This is a genomic window from Pseudoalteromonas sp. ASV78 (genome assembly GCF_047806705.1).
Classification (GTDB): domain Bacteria; phylum Pseudomonadota; class Gammaproteobacteria; order Enterobacterales; family Alteromonadaceae; genus Pseudoalteromonas; species Pseudoalteromonas prydzensis_A.
The window spans coordinates 3,361,337-3,384,150 of sequence record NZ_JBLOPA010000001.1 but is presented as its reverse complement, the minus strand read 5'-3'; the positions used below and the strand labels follow the sequence as shown (position 1 = coordinate 3,384,150).

At 40.4% G+C, this 22,814-nt stretch carries 23 protein-coding genes; 11 read left to right on the top strand and 12 right to left on the bottom strand.

Annotated features, from left to right (window positions below; all coding sequences use genetic code 11):
* Nucleotides 1–8: 8 nt before the first annotated feature.
* The 7 genes from ACMVDV_RS15385 to cutA form a co-directional block, all read right to left on the bottom strand.
* Nucleotides 9–1,352: an N-acetylmuramoyl-L-alanine amidase gene (locus ACMVDV_RS15385; RefSeq protein ID WP_416158695.1), complete on the bottom strand. Its 1,344-nt coding sequence runs from the start codon at nucleotides 1,350–1,352 to the stop codon at nucleotides 9–11.
* A gap of 37 nt (nucleotides 1,353–1,389) precedes the next feature.
* Nucleotides 1,390–1,851 (bottom strand): tRNA (adenosine(37)-N6)-threonylcarbamoyltransferase complex ATPase subunit type 1 TsaE, encoded by a 462-nt coding sequence (gene tsaE / locus ACMVDV_RS15380; protein WP_416158694.1) that lies wholly within the window; start codon nucleotides 1,849–1,851, stop codon nucleotides 1,390–1,392.
* A 128-nt stretch (nucleotides 1,852–1,979) separates the two neighbouring features.
* Nucleotides 1,980–3,320, bottom strand: a complete 1,341-nt coding sequence (gene accC / locus ACMVDV_RS15375) for an acetyl-CoA carboxylase biotin carboxylase subunit (protein WP_416158693.1) — start codon at nucleotides 3,318–3,320, stop codon at nucleotides 1,980–1,982.
* Nucleotides 3,321–3,347: 27 nt separating this feature from the next.
* The gene (gene accB, locus ACMVDV_RS15370; protein ID WP_304181608.1) at nucleotides 3,348–3,809 is read right to left on the bottom strand and encodes an acetyl-CoA carboxylase biotin carboxyl carrier protein; all 462 of its coding nucleotides are present in this window, start codon (nucleotides 3,807–3,809) and stop codon (nucleotides 3,348–3,350) included.
* Nucleotides 3,810–3,841: 32 nt separating this feature from the next.
* A complete protein-coding gene (aroQ, locus tag ACMVDV_RS15365) occupies nucleotides 3,842–4,294 on the bottom strand; it encodes a type II 3-dehydroquinate dehydratase (protein ID WP_304181606.1) in 453 nt (150 codons plus the stop codon).
* Between the two features lie 227 nt (nucleotides 4,295–4,521).
* Nucleotides 4,522–6,351, bottom strand: a complete 1,830-nt coding sequence (locus ACMVDV_RS15360) for a protein-disulfide reductase DsbD (protein ID WP_416158692.1) — start codon at nucleotides 6,349–6,351, stop codon at nucleotides 4,522–4,524.
* Nucleotides 6,351–6,671 (bottom strand): divalent-cation tolerance protein CutA, encoded by a 321-nt coding sequence (cutA, locus tag ACMVDV_RS15355; protein ID WP_304179030.1) that lies wholly within the window; start codon nucleotides 6,669–6,671, stop codon nucleotides 6,351–6,353. Before cutA ends, ACMVDV_RS15360 begins: the two co-directional genes overlap by 1 nt.
* A gap of 208 nt (nucleotides 6,672–6,879) precedes the next feature.
* On the opposite strand from cutA, the gene ACMVDV_RS15350 reads away from it, so the two are divergent.
* The 11 genes from ACMVDV_RS15350 (at nucleotide 6,880) to ACMVDV_RS15300 (ending at nucleotide 17,133) form a co-directional block, all read left to right on the top strand.
* Nucleotides 6,880–7,356, top strand: coding sequence for an FxsA family protein (locus tag ACMVDV_RS15350; RefSeq protein ID WP_304179028.1), 477 nt, complete (start codon nucleotides 6,880–6,882; stop codon nucleotides 7,354–7,356).
* Nucleotides 7,357–7,507: 151 nt separating this feature from the next.
* Nucleotides 7,508–7,795 carry a co-chaperone GroES gene (locus ACMVDV_RS15345; RefSeq protein WP_054204533.1) on the top strand — a complete coding sequence of 96 codons (288 nt, stop codon included), beginning with the start codon at nucleotides 7,508–7,510 and terminating at the stop codon, nucleotides 7,793–7,795.
* A 47-nt stretch (nucleotides 7,796–7,842) separates the two neighbouring features.
* Nucleotides 7,843–9,489, top strand: a complete 1,647-nt coding sequence (gene groL, locus ACMVDV_RS15340; protein ID WP_064668205.1) for a chaperonin GroEL — start codon at nucleotides 7,843–7,845, stop codon at nucleotides 9,487–9,489.
* A 174-nt stretch (nucleotides 9,490–9,663) separates the two neighbouring features.
* Complete coding sequence (gene rnk, locus ACMVDV_RS15335) at nucleotides 9,664–10,077, top strand: nucleoside diphosphate kinase regulator (RefSeq protein WP_304179023.1); 414 nt, start codon at nucleotides 9,664–9,666, stop codon at nucleotides 10,075–10,077.
* A 110-nt stretch (nucleotides 10,078–10,187) separates the two neighbouring features.
* On the top strand, nucleotides 10,188–10,316 hold the full coding sequence (locus tag ACMVDV_RS15330) for a recombinase family protein (RefSeq protein ID WP_416159102.1): 129 nt from the start codon (nucleotides 10,188–10,190) through the stop codon (nucleotides 10,314–10,316).
* 482 nt (nucleotides 10,317–10,798) lie between these two features.
* On the top strand, nucleotides 10,799–12,232 hold the full coding sequence (locus ACMVDV_RS15325) for an ABC-three component system protein (RefSeq protein WP_416158691.1): 1,434 nt from the start codon (nucleotides 10,799–10,801) through the stop codon (nucleotides 12,230–12,232).
* Nucleotides 12,232–12,945 (top strand): ABC-three component system middle component 1, encoded by a 714-nt coding sequence (locus ACMVDV_RS15320; RefSeq protein ID WP_416158690.1) that lies wholly within the window; start codon nucleotides 12,232–12,234, stop codon nucleotides 12,943–12,945. The genes ACMVDV_RS15325 and ACMVDV_RS15320 overlap by 1 nt, the downstream gene beginning before the upstream one ends.
* Nucleotides 12,942–15,320 (top strand): AAA family ATPase, encoded by a 2,379-nt coding sequence (locus ACMVDV_RS15315; protein ID WP_416158689.1) that lies wholly within the window; start codon nucleotides 12,942–12,944, stop codon nucleotides 15,318–15,320. Before ACMVDV_RS15320 ends, ACMVDV_RS15315 begins: the two co-directional genes overlap by 4 nt.
* A 352-nt stretch (nucleotides 15,321–15,672) precedes the next feature.
* Nucleotides 15,673–16,086: a nucleoside diphosphate kinase regulator gene (gene rnk / locus ACMVDV_RS15310; protein ID WP_416158688.1), complete on the top strand. Its 414-nt coding sequence runs from the start codon at nucleotides 15,673–15,675 to the stop codon at nucleotides 16,084–16,086.
* 237 nt (nucleotides 16,087–16,323) lie between these two features.
* Nucleotides 16,324–16,722 carry a VOC family protein gene (locus ACMVDV_RS15305; RefSeq protein WP_416158687.1) on the top strand — a complete coding sequence of 133 codons (399 nt, stop codon included), beginning with the start codon at nucleotides 16,324–16,326 and terminating at the stop codon, nucleotides 16,720–16,722.
* Between the two features lie 126 nt (nucleotides 16,723–16,848).
* A complete protein-coding gene (locus ACMVDV_RS15300) occupies nucleotides 16,849–17,133 on the top strand; it encodes a hypothetical protein (RefSeq protein WP_416158686.1) in 285 nt (94 codons plus the stop codon).
* A 45-nt stretch (nucleotides 17,134–17,178) separates the two neighbouring features.
* Here the strand turns inward: ACMVDV_RS15300 and ACMVDV_RS15295 are convergent, their stop codons facing one another.
* The 5 genes from ACMVDV_RS15295 to ACMVDV_RS15275 all read right to left on the bottom strand — a co-directional run bounded on the left by ACMVDV_RS15295 (nucleotide 17,179) and on the right by ACMVDV_RS15275 (nucleotide 22,714).
* Nucleotides 17,179–19,071, bottom strand: a complete 1,893-nt coding sequence (locus tag ACMVDV_RS15295) for a methyl-accepting chemotaxis protein (protein WP_416158685.1) — start codon at nucleotides 19,069–19,071, stop codon at nucleotides 17,179–17,181.
* 187 nt (nucleotides 19,072–19,258) lie between these two features.
* Entirely contained in the window at nucleotides 19,259–20,749 is a 1,491-nt protein-coding gene (locus ACMVDV_RS15290) for an NAD(P)H-hydrate dehydratase (protein ID WP_416158684.1), read from the bottom strand.
* A 220-nt stretch (nucleotides 20,750–20,969) separates the two neighbouring features.
* Nucleotides 20,970–21,782, bottom strand: a complete 813-nt coding sequence (speD, locus tag ACMVDV_RS15285; RefSeq protein ID WP_304179013.1) for an adenosylmethionine decarboxylase — start codon at nucleotides 21,780–21,782, stop codon at nucleotides 20,970–20,972.
* Between the two features lie 88 nt (nucleotides 21,783–21,870).
* Entirely contained in the window at nucleotides 21,871–22,284 is a 414-nt protein-coding gene (locus ACMVDV_RS15280) for an OsmC family protein (protein ID WP_416158683.1), read from the bottom strand.
* Nucleotides 22,285–22,366: 82 nt separating this feature from the next.
* Nucleotides 22,367–22,714, bottom strand: a complete 348-nt coding sequence (locus tag ACMVDV_RS15275) for a DUF3802 family protein (protein ID WP_149980484.1) — start codon at nucleotides 22,712–22,714, stop codon at nucleotides 22,367–22,369.
* Nucleotides 22,715–22,814: the final 100 nt, after the last annotated feature.

Genomic DNA, 22,814 nt, shown 5'->3' with positions numbered 1-22,814 from the left:
GCTACGAATTAGCTTTGCGGAATATCTAATTCTTGACCAATAAACAAGGTATTAGATTTTAATTGATTAACTTGTTTCAGCTGATTTACCGACACTCCGTAGCGACTGGCTAACAAGCTTAGCGACTCCCCAGGGCGCACTTTATGCTTGGTCGGGTATTGCTCTTTTAATGATGCAAAGAGTGAATCATCCGGTGGATTTTTCAAATAATAACTTTTAATTGAGGTAAATATCGCTTTTGCTAAACGCTCTTGGTGATTGGCGTTTTTTAATAAACGCTCTTCGCGCGGATTAGAAATAAACCCAGTTTCGACCAAGATTGATGGTATATCTGGTGATTTCAATACCGCAAGGCTCGCCGCTTGCGGCTCTTTCTTATGTAATTTAGCGACCTTTTTAAGCTCTTGCACCATACCTTCAGCAACGCTAAAACCGGTTTTCATAGAATGATCCATGGACATATCCAGCAGCGCTTGCGCTAAATATTTTTCGCTGGCAGTATCTTTAATAACCCCAGCGGCGCCGCCGAGTAGCTCAGAGTGTTTTTCTTTATCTTCTATCCATTTACCGATTTCTGAATTTGCACGACGTAGTGATAACACCCAAACAGAAGCGCCATTGGGCTGCGGGCTGGTAAACGCATCAGCATGAATTGAAACCAAGAAATCAGCCTTTTTTTGTCTTGCTCGGCTCGTTCTGGTATTGAGTTTGACAAAATAATCGCCGCTGCGCACCATCCGCGAAATCATCCCGCGCTCGGCATCAATCATCCGTTCTAAGCGCTTGGCAATTTGTAGTGTGATATCTTTTTCATAAGTACCAGAGGGGCCAATTGAGCCGGGATCTTCACCGCCATGACCTGCATCAATGGCAATCACAATATCCCGTTGCTGATTAAGCTCACGCTTTTTAACCGCAGCATTGCTACTGGCAGCTGCTGGCTCAGCTTGATTTTTATCATATAAATCGACAACTAAACGGTTTTTATAAGGTCCGGTAGGTGCTAAGGCAAATATCACGGGTTTGACCGGCCCTGTGAGTTCAAATACAAACCTTACGCCTTTGCTATTTTTTGCTTTTGAGTAACGTAACTTACTGACAATCTGATGTTTATTTGGAATCGCAGGCAAATCTTTTAGTTGCTCTGTATTTTCTAAATCAACCACTAAACGCAGTGGATTTTTCAGCATAAAATAACTGAAGTCGGGCTTATCCGTTAAGTCGAATACTACGCGAGTACTGTCTGGCGATGGCCAAACCCGTACACTATTGATAGTATTTTGCGCATAGAGGCTAGCGCTGATTGCTAACAGCAAAAAACCGCACACCCACTTTATGACAGCTCGACTCATCGGTATCACTACACCCTTTATTTGTTGTTATTCAATATTATTTGAGTTTATTCACAATACTATCGCCACGCGGGCTAATACTTTGGATCTCAATTGCTCGTGCATCGCCGACATAACGTAAAGTAATGTCTAAATCGGGTGTGGGGATAAACTCGCCGCCTTTTTCAGGCCATTCCACCACACAAATTGCAGTCGGCGAAAAATAATCACGAATACCCATGTATTCTAATTCTTCAGGATCGCCTAAACGATATAAATCAAAATGATAAACATTGGCCGTTGCCAATTCATAAGGTTCCACCAGCGTATAAGTTGGACTCTTAACCTTACCTTGATGACCAAAGCCTTGGATCACACCACGGGTTAAAGTGGTTTTACCTGCTCCTAAATCACCATGTAAATAAATAACTGCACCTTGCTCCATTAATCCCGCAAGTTGGTTGCCCATTTTAACCGTTGCAGCTTCATCAGCGAGTTGAAAACCAACACTGTGCGTCATTCTTACCTCATGGATAGTATTAAAAACGATAACTTGTTAATCATACCAGATTATTTTGCTAAGGCGAGAATCGACACTTATAGACACAAAAAAACCGGCAAAGTTGCCGGTTTTTTTTTAATTTAGCTTTATAAGCCTAATTTTCTTTCAAGATAGTGGATATTAGTGCCACCATTTTGGAAGTTCTCATCCGCTAAGATGCGCTTATGCAGTGGAGTATTAGTTTTAATACCGTCAATCACAAGTTCATTCAATGCGTTACGTGCACGAGCAATTGCTACATCACGGTTTTCACCGTAAGTGATCAATTTCCCAATCATTGAATCGTAATGTGGTGGTACTGTGTAGTCAGCATAAATATGGCTGTCCCAACGAATACCTAAACCACCCGCAGGGTGGAAACGCGTAATTTTACCCGGTGACGGAATAAACGTTTCAGGGTCTTCAGCATTAATACGACACTCAATCGCATGACCACGAATAACCACATCGTCTTGCGTGAATGATAGCGGCTGACCCGCTGCAATTTTTAGCTGCTCTTTGATCAAATCAACACCAGTGACCATTTCTGTTACTGGGTGCTCAACCTGAATACGGGTGTTCATTTCAATGAAATAGAACTCACCATTTTCATATAAGAACTCAAACGTACCTGCACCACGATAACCGATTTCGATACATGCACGGGTACAACGTTCACCGATAAACTTACGCACTTCTGCAGTAATACCTGGTGCTGGCGCTTCTTCAACTACTTTTTGATGACGACGTTGCATAGAGCAATCGCGTTCACCTAAGTGAACGGCATTACCTTGGCCGTCAGCCAGTACTTGAACTTCGATATGGCGTGGATTTTCAAGGAATTTTTCCATGTAAACCATGCTATTACCAAAGAATTGTTTAGCTTCTTGTTGCGTTAATGCAATTGAATCAATTAATTCGGCTTCGCTACGAACCACACGCATACCACGACCACCACCACCACCGGCAGCTTTGATGATCACCGGATATCCGATGCGCTTAGCGATTTGCATGTTGCGGTCTTTATCGTCTGATACCGGACCGTCTGAACCTGGTACGCATGGCACACCCGCTTTACGCATAGCTTCGATTGCAGATACTTTATCGCCCATTAGGCGGATCGTATCGCCGCGCGGACCAATAAACACAAAACCACTTTGTTCAACTTGATCAGCAAAATCAGCGTTTTCGGCAAGGAAACCATAACCAGGGTGAATAGCAACGGCATCAGTCACTTCAGCTGCCGCGATAATACGCGGAATGTCTAAGTAACTTTCAGTGGCAGCCGGTCTACCAATACATATTGTTTCATCTGCAAGCAATACATGCTTAAGATCGCGATCCGCCGTTGAATGCACAGCAACCGTTTTGATCCCAAGCTCTTTGCAGGCGCGCAAGATACGAAGTGCAATTTCACCTCGGTTTGCAATGACTACTTTATCTAACATAAGAGTTGGCCTTATTAGGTTACGCTATTATTCAATGATGAATAAAGGTTGATCAAATTCTACTGGCTCGCCATTTTCAACTAAAATCGCTTTTACTGTGCCCGCTTTATCTGACTCAATTTGGTTCATCATTTTCATCGCTTCGATGATACAAAGCGTGTCACCTACTTTAACTTGTGAACCCACTTCAACATATGCTGGTGCTTCTGGAGAAGCTGCTGAATAGAAAGAACCAACCATAGGTGATAATACCTGATGACCAGTAGGACCTGCTGGTGCTGGGGCTTCAGCACTTGCAACGGGTGCAGCTGCTGGGGCTGGAGCCGGTGCTGGAGCATACTGTGGTGCATAATGAGGAGCGTAAGCAGGACCTGCACTCATGTTATTACGATTGATACGTACTGATTCTTCACCTTCAGTGATTTCTAATTCAGCAATACCTGATTCTTCTACTAGTTCAATTAGTTTTTTGATCTTGCGAATATCCATGAACGACCCGCCTGTTAGTTTGTTAGTTAAAATTAATTCGCGTTTTGCAACCGATTGACGGCAGCTTCAAGTGCTGCGCGATAACCCATTGCGCCTAATCCACATATCACGCCCTGCGCCACATCAGAAAAATATGAATGATGACGAAACGCTTCCCGCGCGTGCACATTAGTTAAGTGCACTTCAAAAAACGGGATATCAACTGCCAGCAATGCATCACGTAAAGCCACGCTTGTATGCGTAAATGCTGCAGGGTTGATAATAATGTAATCCATAGCCTGCCAAGCGCTGTGTATACGCTCAATTAAAGCTTGTTCACTATTACTTTGAAAATGCGTTAACTCGACATCTAGACCATCAGCAACCGTTGTTAGTTCGCTCATAATCTCACTAAGCGTGTGTGAACCGTATTTTTCTGGCTCACGCTTACCTAGCATGTTCAAGTTAGGGCCATTTATAACTAAAAGTTTAAATTTTGCAGCCATAATACGCGATAATCCTATAAATAATGAGTTAAGCCATTTTGATTAGAAATCCCCGTAAAATGTAGAGGGGAAAAACTAAAATAGCAACTATTTCTCACGTTAACCACCTATTATAGCCAGTTCGATGTAAATAGCAGCAAAATACTGGTCTAATCACTAGTGAATATAACAGAAACAAAAACGCCACTCATATAAAGTGGCGTTTAAAATAGTGATGTGAAAAATGTCTATTTAGCGCCATTTCTCACTTTTGCTAAATGCTCAGCAAAGTCTTTTGCGTTTAAAAAGCCCGTCACACGCTGCGCTGCAAGCTCTTCACCTTGTGTATCAAAAAACAAAATGCTTGGTAAACCAAATACCGTAAACTCTTCCATTACCGCGATTGTCGTGTCGTCACTTTCGGTCAAGTCTATTTTTAATAGTGCAAAGTTTGCAAACTCGTCTTGCACTTTAGCGTCAGGAAAGGTGTATTTCTCGAACTCTTTACACGCAACACACCAATCTGCATACAAATCAACCATCACTAAACGGCCATCGCTGTTTGCATCATTTATTGCTTGTTTAAGCTCAGCTAAGTTAGCAACTAATTTAAAGCCGCGTTCTTGTTGCTCGCCATTTGCGGCACTAACAACTTGTGCTGTTGGCCATATATAGTTTTTAGTTACGCTGGCACCGCCAATCACTAATAAAGTGGCAACAAACCACAAGGCCGTTTTTAACTTACCTTGTGTTTGAGCACTCTGCCAATGATGTAAATACAGTGCGGTAGCTATTGCGAGTAAACCGGCCATTAACAAAATAATCTCAGCATCAACAATACGCTCAAGCAAGATTAGTGGCACTACCAGCATAATAAAACCAAACAGGGTTTTAACTTGCTCCATCCAACCACCCGCTTTTGGTAATAATTTACCGCCAGAGGTGCCTAATAACAGCAGCGGAATGCCCATTCCTAAACTCAGCACATACAAAGTTAAGCCGCCCACTAAGTAATCACCACTTTGCGCTACAAATAATAATGCCGCAGATAAAGGTGCAGTGGTGCAAGGAGACGCGATTAAACCAGACAACACGCCCATTAAAAATACGCCAATGTAGTTGCCGCCTTTTTGATTATTACTCACTTGGGTTAGCTTGTTCATCATGCCGCTTGGTAGTTTTATTTCATACCAACCAAACATCGACATAGCGAGTAAAACAAATAATAAACTAAAACTAATCAATACATAGGGGTGCTGCAAATAACCTTGCACTTGGCCGCCTAACGATGCCACCACTAGCCCCAGCGCCGCATACGTAACCGCCATCCCTTGGATATACACAAATGACAGTGCAAACGCTTTTTTAGTAGAAAGGTTTTTTTGCCCTGCAATTAAACTCGACAATATCGGGAACATCGGAAACACGCAGGGTGTAAATGCCAGACCAATACCGACCAAAAAGAAAATCGCTAAGTTCGCTAACAAACCTTGCGAGGCCAGTTTTTCAGTAAAATTTAACTCTTTTTCTGGCTCACTCTTTACAGTGCTATCATCCGCTACTGGAGCTGGCGACTCTGCGCTAAGTGCAGCTAACGCATTGCCAGCGGTTGCGTTATCAGTTGCAGGAGTTTCACCGGCAATCGTGCTCAATGGAATAGTAATGATCTCTGGCGGGTAACATAGTCCTGCTTCAGCACAGCCTTGATAGCGTACTTTGATTACGCCATCTTTAACAATATTCCTTAACTTGCTAACCACACTCAGTGAATCAAAAAACACTTCGGTTTTGCCAAAGAATTCATCTTCAATAACCACGCCCTTACCGAGCTCTGGCACTTCAATATCGGCACCTTTGCCAATAATTTCCAGCTTGTTTTTATAGAGGTAATAACCCGGCGCAATATCCCAGCCAATAAAAAGTGTGCTGCCTTGCTGATCAAAATCAAATGAAAATGCTTGATCAACCGGTAAAAATGTTTGCTCTGCGGGCTGTAGTAAATTACTCAATAAGTCTTTATTCGCAGCTTGAGCCGGCAACAGTGAAAGCGCGCAAAGCAATAAAAGAAAACAACGCATTAATTAAGTACCTCATCCATCCAATTAAAATAGGCTAAATTGCCAGTGGCTACGTCAACAACCTGAATTTCAGGGATGTCATAACTATGTAATTGCTTGATAGTTTGAATCACTCCATTCATTTTTTCTGACTTCGTTTTAATCAATAATTTACACTCGGTTGCATAAGCAACCTCTCCTTGCCACATATAAACAGATCCCACATTTGGCAGAATGTTCACACACGCTGCTAGCTTAAGCTTAACTAATTGCTCAGCCATGGAGCGTGCCTCACTTACATCTGCGCAAGTGGTAAAAATAAGTCGAAAATGAGTCGTCATATTGAACCTTTGGTTGATTGCTCTGCCCAACGCCATAGTAGCTGATAGCTAAGGCAAAGTGTAGTTAACCTAAACTGCGGATAATAAATCTATCTCCAGCGTTCAGGTTAGTTTGCTAGCAGCTTTACCACTAGCCTTGAAAAAAGACCTTGGAACCCATATTTATATTTCATCAACTCACTTGAGTGATCATTATTTAGAGAGCTTTATGTTTAGATTTTTGTTTTTATTATTTATTCTCGTGCCAATTATTGAAATTGCGTTGTTAATTCAAGTAGCTGATGTGATTGGCGGATTTGCCACTATTGCACTGGTTATTATAACCGCGATATTTGGCGCAAAATTAGTTAGAACACAAGGTATGAGTGCACTGCAAAATGTGCAAACACAAATGGCGCAAGGGCAAATGCCTGCCAAAGAATTATTTACTGGTTTATGTGTGATTATCGCCGGCATATTATTGCTAACACCGGGCATTATGACCGACGTATTCGGCTTTTTATTATTAACCCCGGCCATTCGCAATAAACTAGCTGCAGGCCTTGCCAGTCAAGCAACAGTACGTATGAGCGCAGGTATGCAACAAGGTCCAACAGCATTTGATCAGTCCACTCATTCAGAGCCAGAACCTCGCAAAATGAGCGAGCCGACCACTATTGACGGTGAGTACGAGAGAAAAGATTAAATATTTTAAATTTTTTCTCTTGGATTTTGCCACAACACCCCCATTAATGAGTACAACTAACTATAGTGATTAAGCGTCAATGGTTTAATCAACTTGGTACACACAAAACTTTTTTCTGTCCTGTTCAGAAACTGTTAGGAGAACTAAAAAAATGAACATTCGTCCTTTACATGATCGCGTGATCGTTGAGCGCCTAGAAGAAGAAACCAAATCTGCTGGCGGTATTGTATTAACTGGTTCTGCGGCTGAGAAATCAACCCGCGGTAAAGTTGTTGCAGTGGGTAATGGCCGTACTCTAGATAACGGTGATGTGAGAGCATTAGAAGTTAAAGTCGGTGACACTGTGTTATTCGGCTCATATGTTGAAAAAGCTGAAAAGATCGAAGGTCAAGAGTACCTGATCATGCGTGAAGACAATATTTTAGGCATTGTAGGCTAACACTACTTTTCGTTTAACAAACATTTAGAATTCAAAGGAAATTAATCATGGCAGCAAAAGAAGTACTTTTTGCAGGTGACGCACGCGCTAAAATGCTAGCTGGCGTAAACATCTTAGCAAACGCAGTTCGTGTAACTTTAGGTCCTAAAGGCCGTAACGTAATCCTAGACAAATCATTTGGCTCTCCAGTGATCACTAAAGATGGTGTATCAGTGGCTAAAGAAATCGAACTTGAAGACAAGTTTGAAAACATGGGCGCACAAATGGTTAAAGAAGTTGCATCAAAAGCAAACGATGCAGCTGGCGACGGTACAACTACTGCAACCGTATTAGCACAGTCAATTGTAAACGAAGGCTTAAAAGCAGTTGCAGCGGGTATGAACCCAATGGACCTTAAGCGCGGTATCGATAAAGCAATCATCGCAGCCGTTGCTGAGCTAAAAGAACTTTCAGTACCCTGTGCCGATGCAAAAGCAATCGCACAAGTAGGTACTATTTCAGCTAACTCTGATAAAGAGATTGGTGACATCATTGCAGAAGCAATGGAAAAGGTAGGCCGTAACTCTGGTGTAATCACTGTTGAAGAAGGTCAATCACTGGAAAACGAACTAGATGTTGTTGAAGGCATGCAGTTTGACCGTGGTTACCTTTCTCCGTACTTCATCAACAACGCTGAAAAAGGCGCAGTTGAGCTAGATAACCCATTTATTCTACTTGTAGACAAGAAAGTATCTAACATCCGTGAGTTACTACCTACATTAGAAGCCGTTGCGAAAGCAAGCAAACCATTACTTATCATTGCTGAAGACCTTGAAGGCGAAGCGCTAGCTACATTAGTAGTTAACAACATGCGCGGCATCGTTAAAGTATCAGCAGTTAAAGCACCTGGTTTTGGTGACCGTCGTAAAGCTATGCTACAAGATATCGCGGTATTAACGGGCGGTACTGTAATTTCTGAAGAAATCGGCCTAGAGCTTGAAAAAGCCACCGTTGAAGACCTAGGTACAGCTAAGCGCGTAGTTATCACTAAAGATGATACAACTATCATCGACGGTGCTGGCGAAGAAGCTGGCATCAGCGGTCGTGTTGCACAAATCAAAGCACAAATTGAAGAAGCAACATCAGACTACGATAAAGAGAAACTACAAGAGCGTATGGCTAAACTTGCCGGCGGTGTTGCAGTAATCAAAGTAGGTGCTGCGACTGAAATCGAAATGAAAGAGAAAAAAGACCGCGTTGAAGATGCACTTCATGCAACTCGCGCTGCGGTTGAAGAAGGCGTAGTGCCTGGTGGTGGTGTTGCACTAGTTCGTGCAGCAAGCAAACTTGTTGATTTAGTTGGCGACAACGAAGATCAAAGCCACGGTATCAAAGTAGCACTACGTGCTATGGAAGCACCACTTCGTCAAATCGTTACCAACGCAGGTGACGAAGCGTCTGTTGTTATTAACGCAGTTAAAGGCGGCACGGGTAACTTCGGTTACAACGCAGCAACTGGCGAATACAACGACATGATTGAAATGGGTATCCTAGATCCAACGAAAGTAACGCGCTCTGCATTACAATTTGCGGGCTCGATTGCTGGCCTTATGATCACCACAGAAGCAATGGTAGCTGAAATCCCAAAGGATGAAGCTGGCGGCGCTGATATGGGTGGCATGGGCGGCATGGGTGGTATGGGCGGAATGATGTAATTCATCCCCTAACCATCTAGCTCAAATAAAACCCAGCTTCGGCTGGGTTTTTAGCTTTAAGGGCAACGATAAAGTAGTAAATAAAATGACTCCAGCGTATTGCAGTACCTGAACTGCGAAGCAAACCATACTCAGAGTTAATTTTATTTATAAGACATAATTAAGGATATTAAGATGAATAAAAAGCCTGAACTGATCATCTCATCACTCGATGCAGATAGATTGTATGATTTAATGGAATCATTACCAGCTGGAAGTTTTGCTGACCAAAAAGAACTTGAAGCTGAGCTTGGTCGTGCAACAATCGTTGAGCCAAAAGATATGCCTTCGACAGTGGTTACTATGAACTCAACCGTCAACTTTATCGTTGAATCGACCCAAGAAGAATTCACTAAGACCTTAGTGTATCCAAAAAATGCTGATGCAAGTGCTGATAAAATATCAATTTTAGCACCAGTAGGTAGCGCCTTACTTGGTCTATCGCAAGGTGATGAAATCGAGTGGCCAAAACCAAGTGGCGGTCTCATAAAAGTAAAAATAAAAGCAATCACTTATCAGCCAGAACGAGCCGGTGAACTGCACCGCTAATAGTAATTAAAAACCCAGTGCAAGCTGGGTTTTGTTTTTAAGGGAATTTGCGAGTTACGAGAGTAAAGTTAGCAAGTTGATAGGCTCCACCGTTTAATTACAAAACACAAATAGCAATTAATCTACTAACAGATAGAGGTATTAAAGTTGTATGTCTCGACTTATCAGTTGCAGATCTATCAAGCTCTGAAGGTAAGTTGATGCTGCAAATGTTTTCAGCTTTTGCAGAGTTTGAGTGAAACAGAATTAGAGACCGAATAAAAAGGACTTAAACGAGCGAAAGCTCAACGTAAAAAGCAGGATAGGAAGAAGTTCTTAAAACTACTGCTTCTGTAGAATCAAAAGTCGCTGAAGTATTAGGCTTGGGGATTGCAACAGTGAAGAGGCATTGGAATAAGTAGATACCTAATAATATTTACGTTATTTCAACGTGATATGCGTATACGTCAGCAGTGAGAACGCTACGTATTTCTGTCATCGAAATCGATCTAAAACCTTCGGGTTGCTCAAGAGATAATTACAGAGGTTTATTTACTTGTTTTTTGTTCGTTACATTATCCCCCCATTCGTTTACCCATACTGTAACATTAGATCCTCTTAGAATAATTAGATTAACTACTTCCTCTAATATAAAAAGTGATAGATTAAGCTGAATCAAGAGTTTATATTTATTCTTGTGCTATATTGTTACCAATAAATTTGTTGTCGAAATGGAGTTTTAATGGCTTTTGATGCGTCACCTTCTTGGAGCGGTTTTAACTATCAAGGCAAAGTAGCACTTTACTACGCTTTAACACTTATCAATGAAGCCTCTGTAGAGACTGATTTTTCTAACAACGCTTTAATGCTTGAAAAAACTGAAGATTTTGAAATATTGCTTAATGGAAATTCTGTCTCAATTCATCAAGTTAAAGCCTATAATTCTAGCGCTTATAGTCAGTATTCTGATGCTCTACTTGAAATAACTCTAGAACTATATAAACATCCAAGAGTTATCGGGGAAATTCATACTTGGAAGCCAATAAACTCGAAACTAAATTGCCAAGACTTTGAAGCATCTATTAAGGATGATTTGAAGATTCTCCTAGATGAATATCTAAACACCAACCCAAAGGATGGAAGTTCGATAATCGAAAAAGCGGCATCTACAGATAGAAATAAACCTAAGAAGGCGGCTATCTTGAAAACAGCCCTTCCAGAACTTACTGCTATACAGTTATTTCATACTTTAAATTCTATTTATAGTGGGCAAAACAATGCAATAAATCGCCTGAATAATCATATATATAAAGATGGTAATAGGTTTTGCGATCTTGATAAAATTAATGAAATAATAAAGTCTGAAATTTCATATGCACTGGAAATTCGAAATATTACGTGTACACCTCAGCAGCTTGAGAAAACATTTCATTATTTTTTAGGTATGATGGATAAATATATTATTCAGCGCCATAAGACGAAGCAACAAGAAGAAAAAATATCAATAGCATTTACTGAGCTCATTGAAGCTCTAGAAAATGATCATGAAGATATTGGGTTAGAATATCTTGCATATGAATTTAAAAATAAATTTGCTCATCAAATAGATGAATATTTAAGTGATCCCGATGATTACACAAGCCCAGAAGACAACACTCTTTGTAATTTAAAAGAGGCAAGTAAGTTTCTTTTAAAACTTAGCCCAATGGATTTATGGAAGTATTACAGAAGCTTCTGTCCCCATATTGATTTAGCACATGACAATAACACTACGAATGCTCTGGCAACTGATCTTGATGGTATTCGATATGTACTTATAAAAATCCTTCATGAAATCAACTTTGATCGAGTTTCACACAATCCATCAAAATATAATTTTAGTTATCGCACAACGATACCTCCACACAAGAGCTTTCTTCCTACGACTATCACCCATACAGCTAGAGTTACGCAAGTAGAAAGAAAAATAATATCAAACCCCAACATGTGTGAGACTTTGTTTGAGGTTGAAAATCTAATTTACAGTGGTTTAGAGCCCCATACATTTTATCCAAAATCAATGGTACATACGGAAGCACCACAAGCTGAAGATGAAGATCCTCGAACTAAAAGAGATGATATTTTGAAACAGATTACACTTGTCCCCATACCTATGGCAAAGGAGATGTTAAAATAATGATTAATATTATCAACAATATACTAATCAGCAACGGATATAAAAAAATTGAACTCGTACTACAACAAGATGTTGCTGACATCTACCTATTTTGCCCACTAACTGAAAGTAAACGAGAAGAATATTTTGTTACAATACAACTTCATACACAATCTGATAGTACAGCTGAACATCTACTGGAAAACCAAGTGCAGGACTGGTTCGAAACAATCAGTCGTTCAGGCAAAGTAGATCAAACTTTCGAGAAAAACTGTACAATGCTTCTCTGTCACGAAGAAAATGAAATTAGTATAAAAACAATACTGAAGATTGAAGAAGATCAGTATAATTTTAAAAAAAATGTAATCGCATGCTCTCAACAAGAGGTACTATCTTTACAAAACTATTTGACTCAAAAACAGGTTAAAAATGTCACCACTAAAGTCATAAATGACATAATTAATGTAGATAATGGTAGAGGTTTCCTTAATTTTAAAAAGAATAACAAGCTTCAAAAAGACTATTATTCTCTAATTTTAAAGATTGCACTCAAGCTCCCTTTTATTACTTATACTCCACAAGAACAAGAACTTAGTAATCTACTCAATGAGATTGATAATTCATTATCACCAGAGTTAGCTTCAATCTACACCCAATTAACAAGCTCAGATGTAGAGTGGACTGAAACTAATTCTGTCCAGAACATTGAAATAATTTGGGGGAAATCAGTATGATTAACCTAAATAAAATTACCTTTAGGAACTTTAAGATATTTGGCGATGAGCCATATACCATTAATTTTGAGAACTATCGCCTAATCTTACTTGATGGGCCAAATGGGTATGGGAAGACATCAGTCTTTGATGGTATTGAATTAGGGCTGACTGGGAATTTGACTCGCCTCGTATCCTTAGAGGGTCGCCAAAACCCTATAGATGTTGTTGTTGCGCATCAAGGAAAAGGACACGTCGAAATAGAGTTAGAGTTTAAAGACAGTGATTGCAAAGTAAAAATATTTAAAAGGAAGATGAAGAAGTCAATCTCAAATAGCTCAAGAAAAATATCCAAATTTGCAGAGCTTTGGGAGCTTTATGAGATAGTTGATGGACAGCCAGTGCTCTCAAATCAATCAGTATTAAATCAGTACTTCGATAGTAAAGATTTTAGGCGAGACTTTCTATTATTTCATTATGTACAGCAAGAAGAGACATCTCGATTTTTAAAGGGTAACAACGAGACTCAGCGTGCTGAAGAGCTAGCACAACTTTTTGGCGATACTCGTGAGGCAGATGAAAAGCTCAACAAACTTAAAGACATTCTCGGAAAAGTGAAAAAGTCGAAGAATGCTAAAAATACAGAAATTGATAATATTAAGCTACTGTACAAAATCGATGAGAGTACAAGTATAACAACAGGAGCGAGTGAGCCTCATTCATATACTCTTCCATGGTTAGCTGAAACCAACAAAAGCCCTTTCTGGGACGCTATCCAAATACCAGAGTTGAATCAAGAAAAACTTAATAGTTCTTTGGCAGAGATAACCAACATTAGAAATTTCCTTATGCATCAACGTTACTTTCTTAGAAGTAGAAAGTTTGAAAATGCGATTTGTGAGAGTGAAGTACTTGAGTCTTATGTAGGCTACTATAACTCTATCAATAACTATGATTTACATGTCACAGAACACCAAAAATATCAAATCATCAAGAGTTTTGAAGTCATCCTCAAAAGTGGCGATCTAAAACAGATATCTTCCAATAAGAACACTGATACAACTTTTAAAGCGTTAGGGTTTGAAGACTGCGATGCATTTAGAATAGCGCTTCAATCTCTTATCGACGAAGAAAGCAAAGCAAAGGGGCTTGGCTCCATTTATTCGGAACTTATCAAACATCATAATTCCATGTCTATTGGGCTTCAGAAAATACCAGACGAGTCTTCATGTTTGCTTTGTGGACAAGATTACTTTTCTCATGACTCTTTATCTAAAGCAATATCTCAGCATGGAAATTTACTCCGTTCAGAATTGACGGGGCAAGATAAGCTTCTGGTGGCTTCCAGAGATACTTTTAATAACAAATATATTTTCCCCTTAATTAAAGCGTGTGCGATTTATCTAGAAAAAATATCACTTCCATCTCAAGAAGAGCTGCTTGCTCTTTCTAGAGCACGATCCATGAGAGAGCGCTTTGTCAGACTCAGAGATTGGCTTCGATCTGAGGGTATTTTACATGATGATTTGTTAGTAAGCACTTTTCCAGTGGAAGGGGGGAGAGATAATATTATTGAGAATGTAAATTACCTTTGCGAACGCATACGCTCGGCTATCGGTACAGCCCCTGATCGTTATTATGAAACCAATGGTTCAAATATATTCGATAGAATCTACAGGGATTATTTTAATAGCAAGTATCTCAAACTGAATCAGGTGAATTTTTCCCAGCTAAATCAGAAAGAATTATATATCAAGAGCCTTTACTTCAGTTCCTTGAAAGAAATATCCGATAAATTTCCCAAGCTACTAAGGGAGAAGGAGTTATTAGAACAAGCTGCTACTGATATCAGTGAGCTAATTTCTAGTTTACAAAGTAAAATTAAACAGTACAGAAAGAAACTTATTACTGACATTGAAATCCCTTTTTATATCTACTCAGGAAAAATCCTCCAATTTCATCAAGCTGGACTTGGTCATGGAATTTTTATCAAAGACTCAACTGGCGATGATGAGTTAAAAAATGTGCGGCTTGTTTCTAATTGGGAAAGCGATCACGACATTCTCAATACCATGAGTTCAGGACAGATATCGGCAGTTGTTATCGCATTGACTTTGGCTTTGCATAAAGTATACGCGTCAAACTTTGCCAGCGTGATGATCGATGACCCTGTTCAGACAATGGATGATATAAATATGTCCTCATTGGTTGAAGTATTGCGAAACGATTTCAAAGGAAAACAAATCATCCTATCGACGCATGAAGCTAAAGTAGCTAGATATTTTACTTATAAGTATTTGAAGCACAGTGAGAGTGTGAAAATTGTCAATTTAATGCAACGGAAAGAACACGTCCCGAGTAATAAATTTCATTATAGAGCTATTACTGCCAACTAAGATAATCATGTTAAATGGCTTAGACGCTTACTCCCTAACGAAGTTAAGAAACGTTGCTCTAATTATTTTTAGGTTTATGCAGGCCAAAAAACTCAGGATATGAAAGGGGCATTTAAAATCAGCATAAATATATAATTAAATTATCAATGACTTAAAATAAAAATATAGTCTAATGTAATTCATCTCCTAACCATCTAGCTCAAATAAAACCCAGCTTCGGCTGGGTTTTTAGCTTTAAGGGCAACGATAAAGTAGCAAATAAAATGACTCCAGCGTATTGCAGTACCTGAACTGCGAAGCAAACCATACTCAGAGTTAATTTTATTTATAAGACATAATTAAGGATATTAAGATGAATAAAAAGCCTGAACTGATCATCTCATCACTCGATGCAGATAGATTGTATGATTTAATGGAATCATTACCAGCTGGAAGCTTCGCTGACCAAAAAGAACTTGAAGCTGAGCTTGGTCGTGCAACAATCGTTGAGCCAAAAGATGTGCCTTCGACAGTGGTTACTATGAACTCAACCGTGAACTTTATCGTTGAATCGACCCAAGAAGAATTCACTAAGACCTTAGTGTATCCAAAAAATGCTGATGCAAGTGCTGATAAAATATCAATTTTAGCACCAGTAGGTAGCGCCTTACTTGGTCTATCGCAAGGTGATGAAATCGAGTGGCCAAAACCAAGTGGCGGTCTCATAAAAGTAAAAATAAAAGCAATCACTTATCAGCCAGAACGAGCCGGTGAGTTACATCGCTAATAGTTAGTATCATTAAAAACCCAGTAAAAACTGGGTTTTGTTTTTAAAGATAATAAGTTTAAAACCTAGCGCAAGCCACTCGAAAGTCCGGATTTATCCGGAAAAGCTGCCTGATTAAAGTCAGAGCGACTGATAAATCTAGCACCGCACTTAACGTACCAGCCTTTTGTCCTCGGGTTATATTTCCTGCCATGTTAAAAAGTACCTTTCAGCACGGCATTATTGCAAGGTAGGACAATGACCAATATAAAACAGCATATAGGTAGCATGGCATTAGTTGTAAAGAACTACGATGACGCCATCGCATTTTACACTCAAAAACTGGGGTTTGATTTAATTGAAGATACTGATCAGGGTAATGGCAAACGCTGGGTATTAGTATCACCACCTAACTCTAATGGCACTAATTTACTGCTCGCGCAAGCAAGTACTCAACAGCAGTTAGGGGCTGTGGGCAACCAAACTGGCGGTCGGGTGTTTTTATTTTTACATACCAATGACTTTTGGCGAGATTATAAAACGATGCAAAAAAATGGCGTTACCTTTAATGAACAGCCCCGCGTAGAAGAATACGGCACCGTTGTGGTATTTGAAGATTTATACGGTAATAAATGGGACTTACTGCAATTGAATTAAAAGCAGTCTGTGAGAAGCCAATTATCGCGATAAATCACGACCTACATGAAGTTATCAGCGCCTATTAACTTGATATTGTTCAATTAACCCACATTAACTAACTATTAGTAACCATATTGAAAACAAATGGATTTATTAGCTAGGGTTGGTCTTGGAACAGTACTGCTGCATTGGCTTGTAGTAAGCATATTATTGCTGCTTGTATTTTGGGCCATGATGAAAATGGTCGCTTGGGGTAAAACCATGTCACGAGGGGCTTTTTTATTTTTGTCGTTCTTTCCGCTGATTTCGTTATTCCCTATTCCACCCCCACAATTTGAGAATGTACAAAAAGCCAAACAAGAGCAACGTAAACGCAAAGAAGACTCCGGCGATCCACCTGAAGAGGACGAAGCTGAAGCATCGCGCTGACATTCTCAGCTAACGATGCTTGAAAAACACTATCAATGAATCACATTATTGCTGACTAATTTGATATAAACGCTGTGCTTGGCTATTTGAATCTTTGCTGACGCTGCGGAACTCTTCAGCATCACTGGCATTTTGCACAGAGATCTCACGAATTCGCTCTGCCAAGTTTTTCACATTTTCGGTTACCTGTGATTGCTCTTCAGTGGCTACGGCAATGCTTGATGAACGCTCTTTAATATCATTAAACGCAGTAACAATACTTTCATACTGTGCACGTGTTGTTGCTGAACGCTCGTTCACTACTTCAGAATATTCACGGCATTGCCCAATAACGTTAACCCCTCTGCTCGCAGCTTCCTGTAATTGGCTGATCATGGTTTCGATCTCACCAGCCGATTGCTGAGTACGATGTGCCAAGGTTCTCACTTCATCTGCAACCACCGCGAAACCTCGCCCTGATTCACCAGCTCGAGCGGCTTCAATGGCAGCATTAAGCGCCAGTAGATTAGTTTGTTCGGAAATATTCATGATCACATCAAGCACCGAGCCCACTTGTTTTGAGTCTTGTGCAATCCGTGAAATGGCATCTGATGATTCCGTTAATTTATCAAATAATAACTGGATTGATTCGGCATTCTTCTCAATAACATCAAACCCAGAATTCACTAAATCAGCTGATTGCGTAGTAATATCTGCAACGCTCAAAACATCTTGTGAGGCTGATGAGGCTGCTATCGACATTTCGTTAATTGCCTCAGCCAACATATTGTTTTCTTCCATTAACTCTTGTGTACGAATTTGGCTGTTATTACTTAAGTTATCCATCGCTTCAGCATTATTTTTAACCGCAGCGGCTTCTGCTTGGATCTGTTCTAAAATCTTAATCAGATGATCGCCATAGTCATTAATTGCCACACATAAATGGCTCATTTCATCACTGCCACGCACGGCCAGTTTTGAATTGGTGCGCCCTTGTACTAACATCCTAACTTGCTCTGTGGTGGTGTTAATTTGCTGCACCAGGCGATTACCAAAAATCAGTAATACGGATACAAAAGCGAGAATAAGGGCGATAAATGAACTGTATAAGTAATAAGTGAGGGTATTAACGGTTTTCTTAGCAATTGCTGCGGGAATAATCACCCCTGAGCGCCAATTTTGCGCTGCCAATGAATAAGTTACCAAAATAGATTCGTCATTATTAACCACCCCACTGGCAAATTCAGCTACGGCTGTATTACTGTTTTGTAAAGCGCTGACCAACGGCTTTAAGCTACTGTCTTTACTGGCGACCTGAGTAAGGCTCATCATTGCTAAATTAGTATTGCGTATTGATGGAATCGATACCAGTTGCTCGGCGCTATCTAAAATAAAGTTATAGGTGCCTGTGGCATTGTTCTCTGCAAGCAATGAGCTTTCGATAGATGCCAGATCAACGTCTAAGGTGGCAACTCCCCAAAATTGGTTATCACGGATTATTTTTACGGAACAGGTAACCATAGGCACATTCGATACCGTGTCTACATAAGCTTCTGACCAAACGCACTCACCGCGATTAGCGTTAATGGCGTTTTTATACCAGCTTTCTTGTTGATACGCGCTGCTGTCTGGCTGGTTGTAATCATCTAAAAGTTGATATTGGCCATTGCCTGTTTTTGCCCAGAAAAGAGACGCTTTTTCTGCTGAGGGCAGCATTTTATTTGGCTCGGGCCAAATACCACCACCGGCAATACCTTTGCCACTTGCAATCAAAGGAGCAATATTTTCAATAAAGGCCGCTTGCTGCAATGGCAAGGTTTCTGCTACCACGGCTAAGCTTTGCGTTAAGGTGGCACTTTTAGCTAAATCTTTTGCTAATGATTCGCCGATCACCTTTGCTTGTAATTTTGCGCTGGATATAGCGTCATTTTTAATGATTGGCGTAACAACTAGCTGCATTATTCCTGACAGAATAATTAAAGCAAACAACAGCAGCAGAAAACTCCCTAGGTACATTTTTTTTTGTATCAACATCTTCTTTTTACCTCAGTAGTAAATAATAGCCGCGCAAATTAGAGTATAGGGACTGTGCTGTATTTAGCAAAACGAGTTCCGAAAAATAGTGAGTAAAAAGTATATTTAACCGCTATTTACCATTAATAAGCTGCCTGACAATTGCAAATAAATCACTTGGCAACATACCGCGCTCCCCTTCGCGTTCGGCCAAAATATCGGCTGCTTTAGCGTGCAATGTCACACCGTAACATGCGGCTTGATCAACAGCGAAACCTTGAGCAAGTAACGCACCTATGATGCCGGTAAGCACATCACCACTGCCACCCACAGCAAGCGCTGGATTACCATTTTCGCACAGCCAAGTTTGCTGCCCGTTGGCGATCAGACTACCCGCCCCTTTCAGCACGCAGGTACTGGTATAACGTTTAGCTAAAGCAGTGGCAGAATGAAAGCGATTTGCTTCAATCTCAGCGATTGAGACTTGCATTAGCCGTGAGGCTTCCCCAGCATGCGGGGTTATTATGCAATTTTTAAGGCGATACTCTAAACTATGTTTAGTCAACAAGTTTAAGCCATCAGCATCAATAACTAATGGTAAATTATTTGCTAAGCAATATTGTATAGCCTGCTGAAATGTCGTTTGCGCCCAACTATCCTGACCAAGACCTGGACCAATAATGACACAATTAGCCCAATCAAGAGCTGCGGATAAACTGTCGCAACTGACCATTAATTCAGGGCGACCACTACTAACGACGTGTACACTACTTTGATGAGTATAAACACGCACCATTGCAGCGCCTGTACGAAGTGCTGCTTCACTTGATAAACGAATGGCCCCGCTAGTACCTTGATTTCCACCGACGCATAACAGCTTGCCGTGGTTCCCTTTATGGCTATTGCGACTTCGTGCAGCAAGTGGTTTAAAGCTAGTAATATTGATGAGTGTTGCGCTAGCATTCGCTAACTTGGCAAATGGTTCTGCAATTCCTAGATCATTAAAAACGAGTTTGCCTGCAGCACTTCGCCCAGCACCGGTTACTAAGCCTTGTTTGATCCCCACAAAAGTAACGGTAATATCAGCTTGGATAGCGATGCCAAGTGGCAGCCCTGTGTCGGCGTCTATGCCTGAAGGTAAATCAATTGCCACTATTGTGCTAGGCTGCGCGTTGGCATCTTCAATCATCGTTAAAAATGGCCCACGAACTTGACTATTAATTCCGGTTCCTAACAAACCATCAATAATAATATCAGCATTATTAAGACGACCTTGCGTGTAACTTTCAACTTCGCCCCCCAATGCTTGCCAACGTTGCTGAGCTGTAAGCGCATTCCCACTGAGAGATTTACTGCTATCGGCTGCAAGTACTACAACTTCTTTACCGGCTTGCTTGGCAAGGCTTGCTACGATATAGCCATCACCCGCATTATTACCATAGCCGACCAGAATAAAGTAACGCTGGGCATTCGGAACGTGCTCGATACACTGCGAGAATACCGCATGCCCTGCGCGCTCCATCAAAGTGAACATACTAACGCCTGCCAAGGCCGCAGCCTTTGCTTCATGCTGCCGCACTTGCTGTGCCAAAAATAGTTGCTGTGCTAGGCCTTGATTCTGCATATTGATCCATAATAGGTGACGGGCTGTTTACTTAGACTATTAGCCACGGCTGCTAGCGTCAAGGAGTGTCGCCATCAACATTTTCAGGCTAATTTAGGAGGTAGATTTAGGAAGGATGGTGTTTTCATTTGCTTTTGTTGCCGCATGTAACAGCTTTAATGAAAAACGGCGCGCAATTTACATTGCACGCCGTTTTTTAAAACTAGCTAATTAAGCGAGCTTATTCTGTTTCTGGCAAGTTACGGCCGTAGAAGATTTCTTGCATTTCACGGGTTAACTTAGAACGAATTTCTTCTTCTTCCTGTTCAGATAAATCGCTGGTAGTGACACCAAATAAATAAGTATTTAGATCGGTTTCTTTTAGCATCATCTTAGTGTGGAACAAGTTTTCTTGATACACATTCACGTCCATCATTTGGTACGCTTCTTTGGTATCTTCGGTCATGTAGTTTTGAATTGAATTAATCGCGTGATCGATATAGTGCTTAACACCATCTACGTCACGGGTAAAACCACGAACACGGTAGTCAATTGTTACAACATCTGACTCTAAGCTGTGAATTAGGAAGTTTAACGCTTTTAATGGCGAGATAATGCCACAGGTTGATACTTCGATATCAGCACGGAAAGTACAAATACCATCATCAGGGTGCGCTTCAGGATAAGTATGAACACAGATGTGGCTTTTATCTAAGTGAGCAACCACGGTTTCAGGTAATGGCCCTGGTGCTTCATCAACTTCATAGGTCTGCTGCTGCTCAATTGGCTCTTCTGAGATCAGAATTGTTACACTGGCACCTTGTGGATCGTAATCTTGACGCGAAACATTTAAAATATTCGCACCGATAATGTCCACTACTTCACCTAAAATATCGGTTAGTCGATCAGCACTGTACTGTTCGTCGATATATTCAATATATTCTTTACGTTGTTGCTCGGTCTTTGCGTAGCAAATATCGTAAATACTAAAGCTTAAACTTTTGGTTAAGTTATTAAAGCCATGAAGTTTAATTTTATCGAAGGGTTTGTTCATGATAAACCAACCTATAAACAAGTGAAATCTGCCAGAGCAGAATGAAAAGTTCGCGGATTTTATACGAATTTCACCGCAGGAAAAAGCGTTATTTTCCCTGTTCTTGGATAACTTCGTGCGTGTGGGTAATTTCTACTGTTTTATCAAGCATTAATGCCACTGAACAATACTTCTCTGCCGACAGTTGCACGGCACGCGCAAGGTGCTTTTCAGAGACGTTGTCGCCAGTCACAACAAAGTGCAAGTTAATTTTAGTAAATACACGAGGGGCGGATTCAGCACGTTCAGCGCTTAATTGTACTTGTACATCGGAGAAGTTTTGTTTGGCTTTTTTTAAAATACTCACCACATCAACCGATGAGCAACAACCAACAGACATTAATACCATTTCCATTGGGCTTGGTGCAGCGCTATCGCTACCAGCATCAAACACAACATTATGACCAGAATTAGAACGACCCAGGAAGGTATCGCCTGCAACCCATTTTACATTCGCTTGCATTTTATGACTCTCAAAGAAGTTATTTCCCCTGATTGTAAGGAAGTCACACGCAGTTGCAAATTAAAAACGATAATTGGAATGGTTAGGCACTTTCAACTACGGCGCTATCAAAGAGGTTTTTTACCAATGCGGCAAATTCATCAATAAATGCATGTTGTTCAATGGTAACTTGATTACTGGTGACACTGCTGAGTACTTCTTGTAAATCGTATACTATACCATCAACTTCACGCACGATTTGGCTGCGTTGTTCAGTAGAAAGCTCAGTGTGTTGCTGACATAACAACATGACATTTTCAGCAATATCATCTTCAATCAGCTCCATAATAGTAGGAGCGCCTGGTTTTATTTCGCCGGACTTCTCAAATAATGCTAAATTTTGAGTAAGATACATGATCAAATCATCATATCCTTGCCTATCTAAAACCATAATGACCCACACCTAATTAAAACGACTGTATTGATTTAAGCAGAAAGTGCTTTTAATTGCTACCTTTGAGCATTAACCAATACAAAAAAAGCAGCCAAGG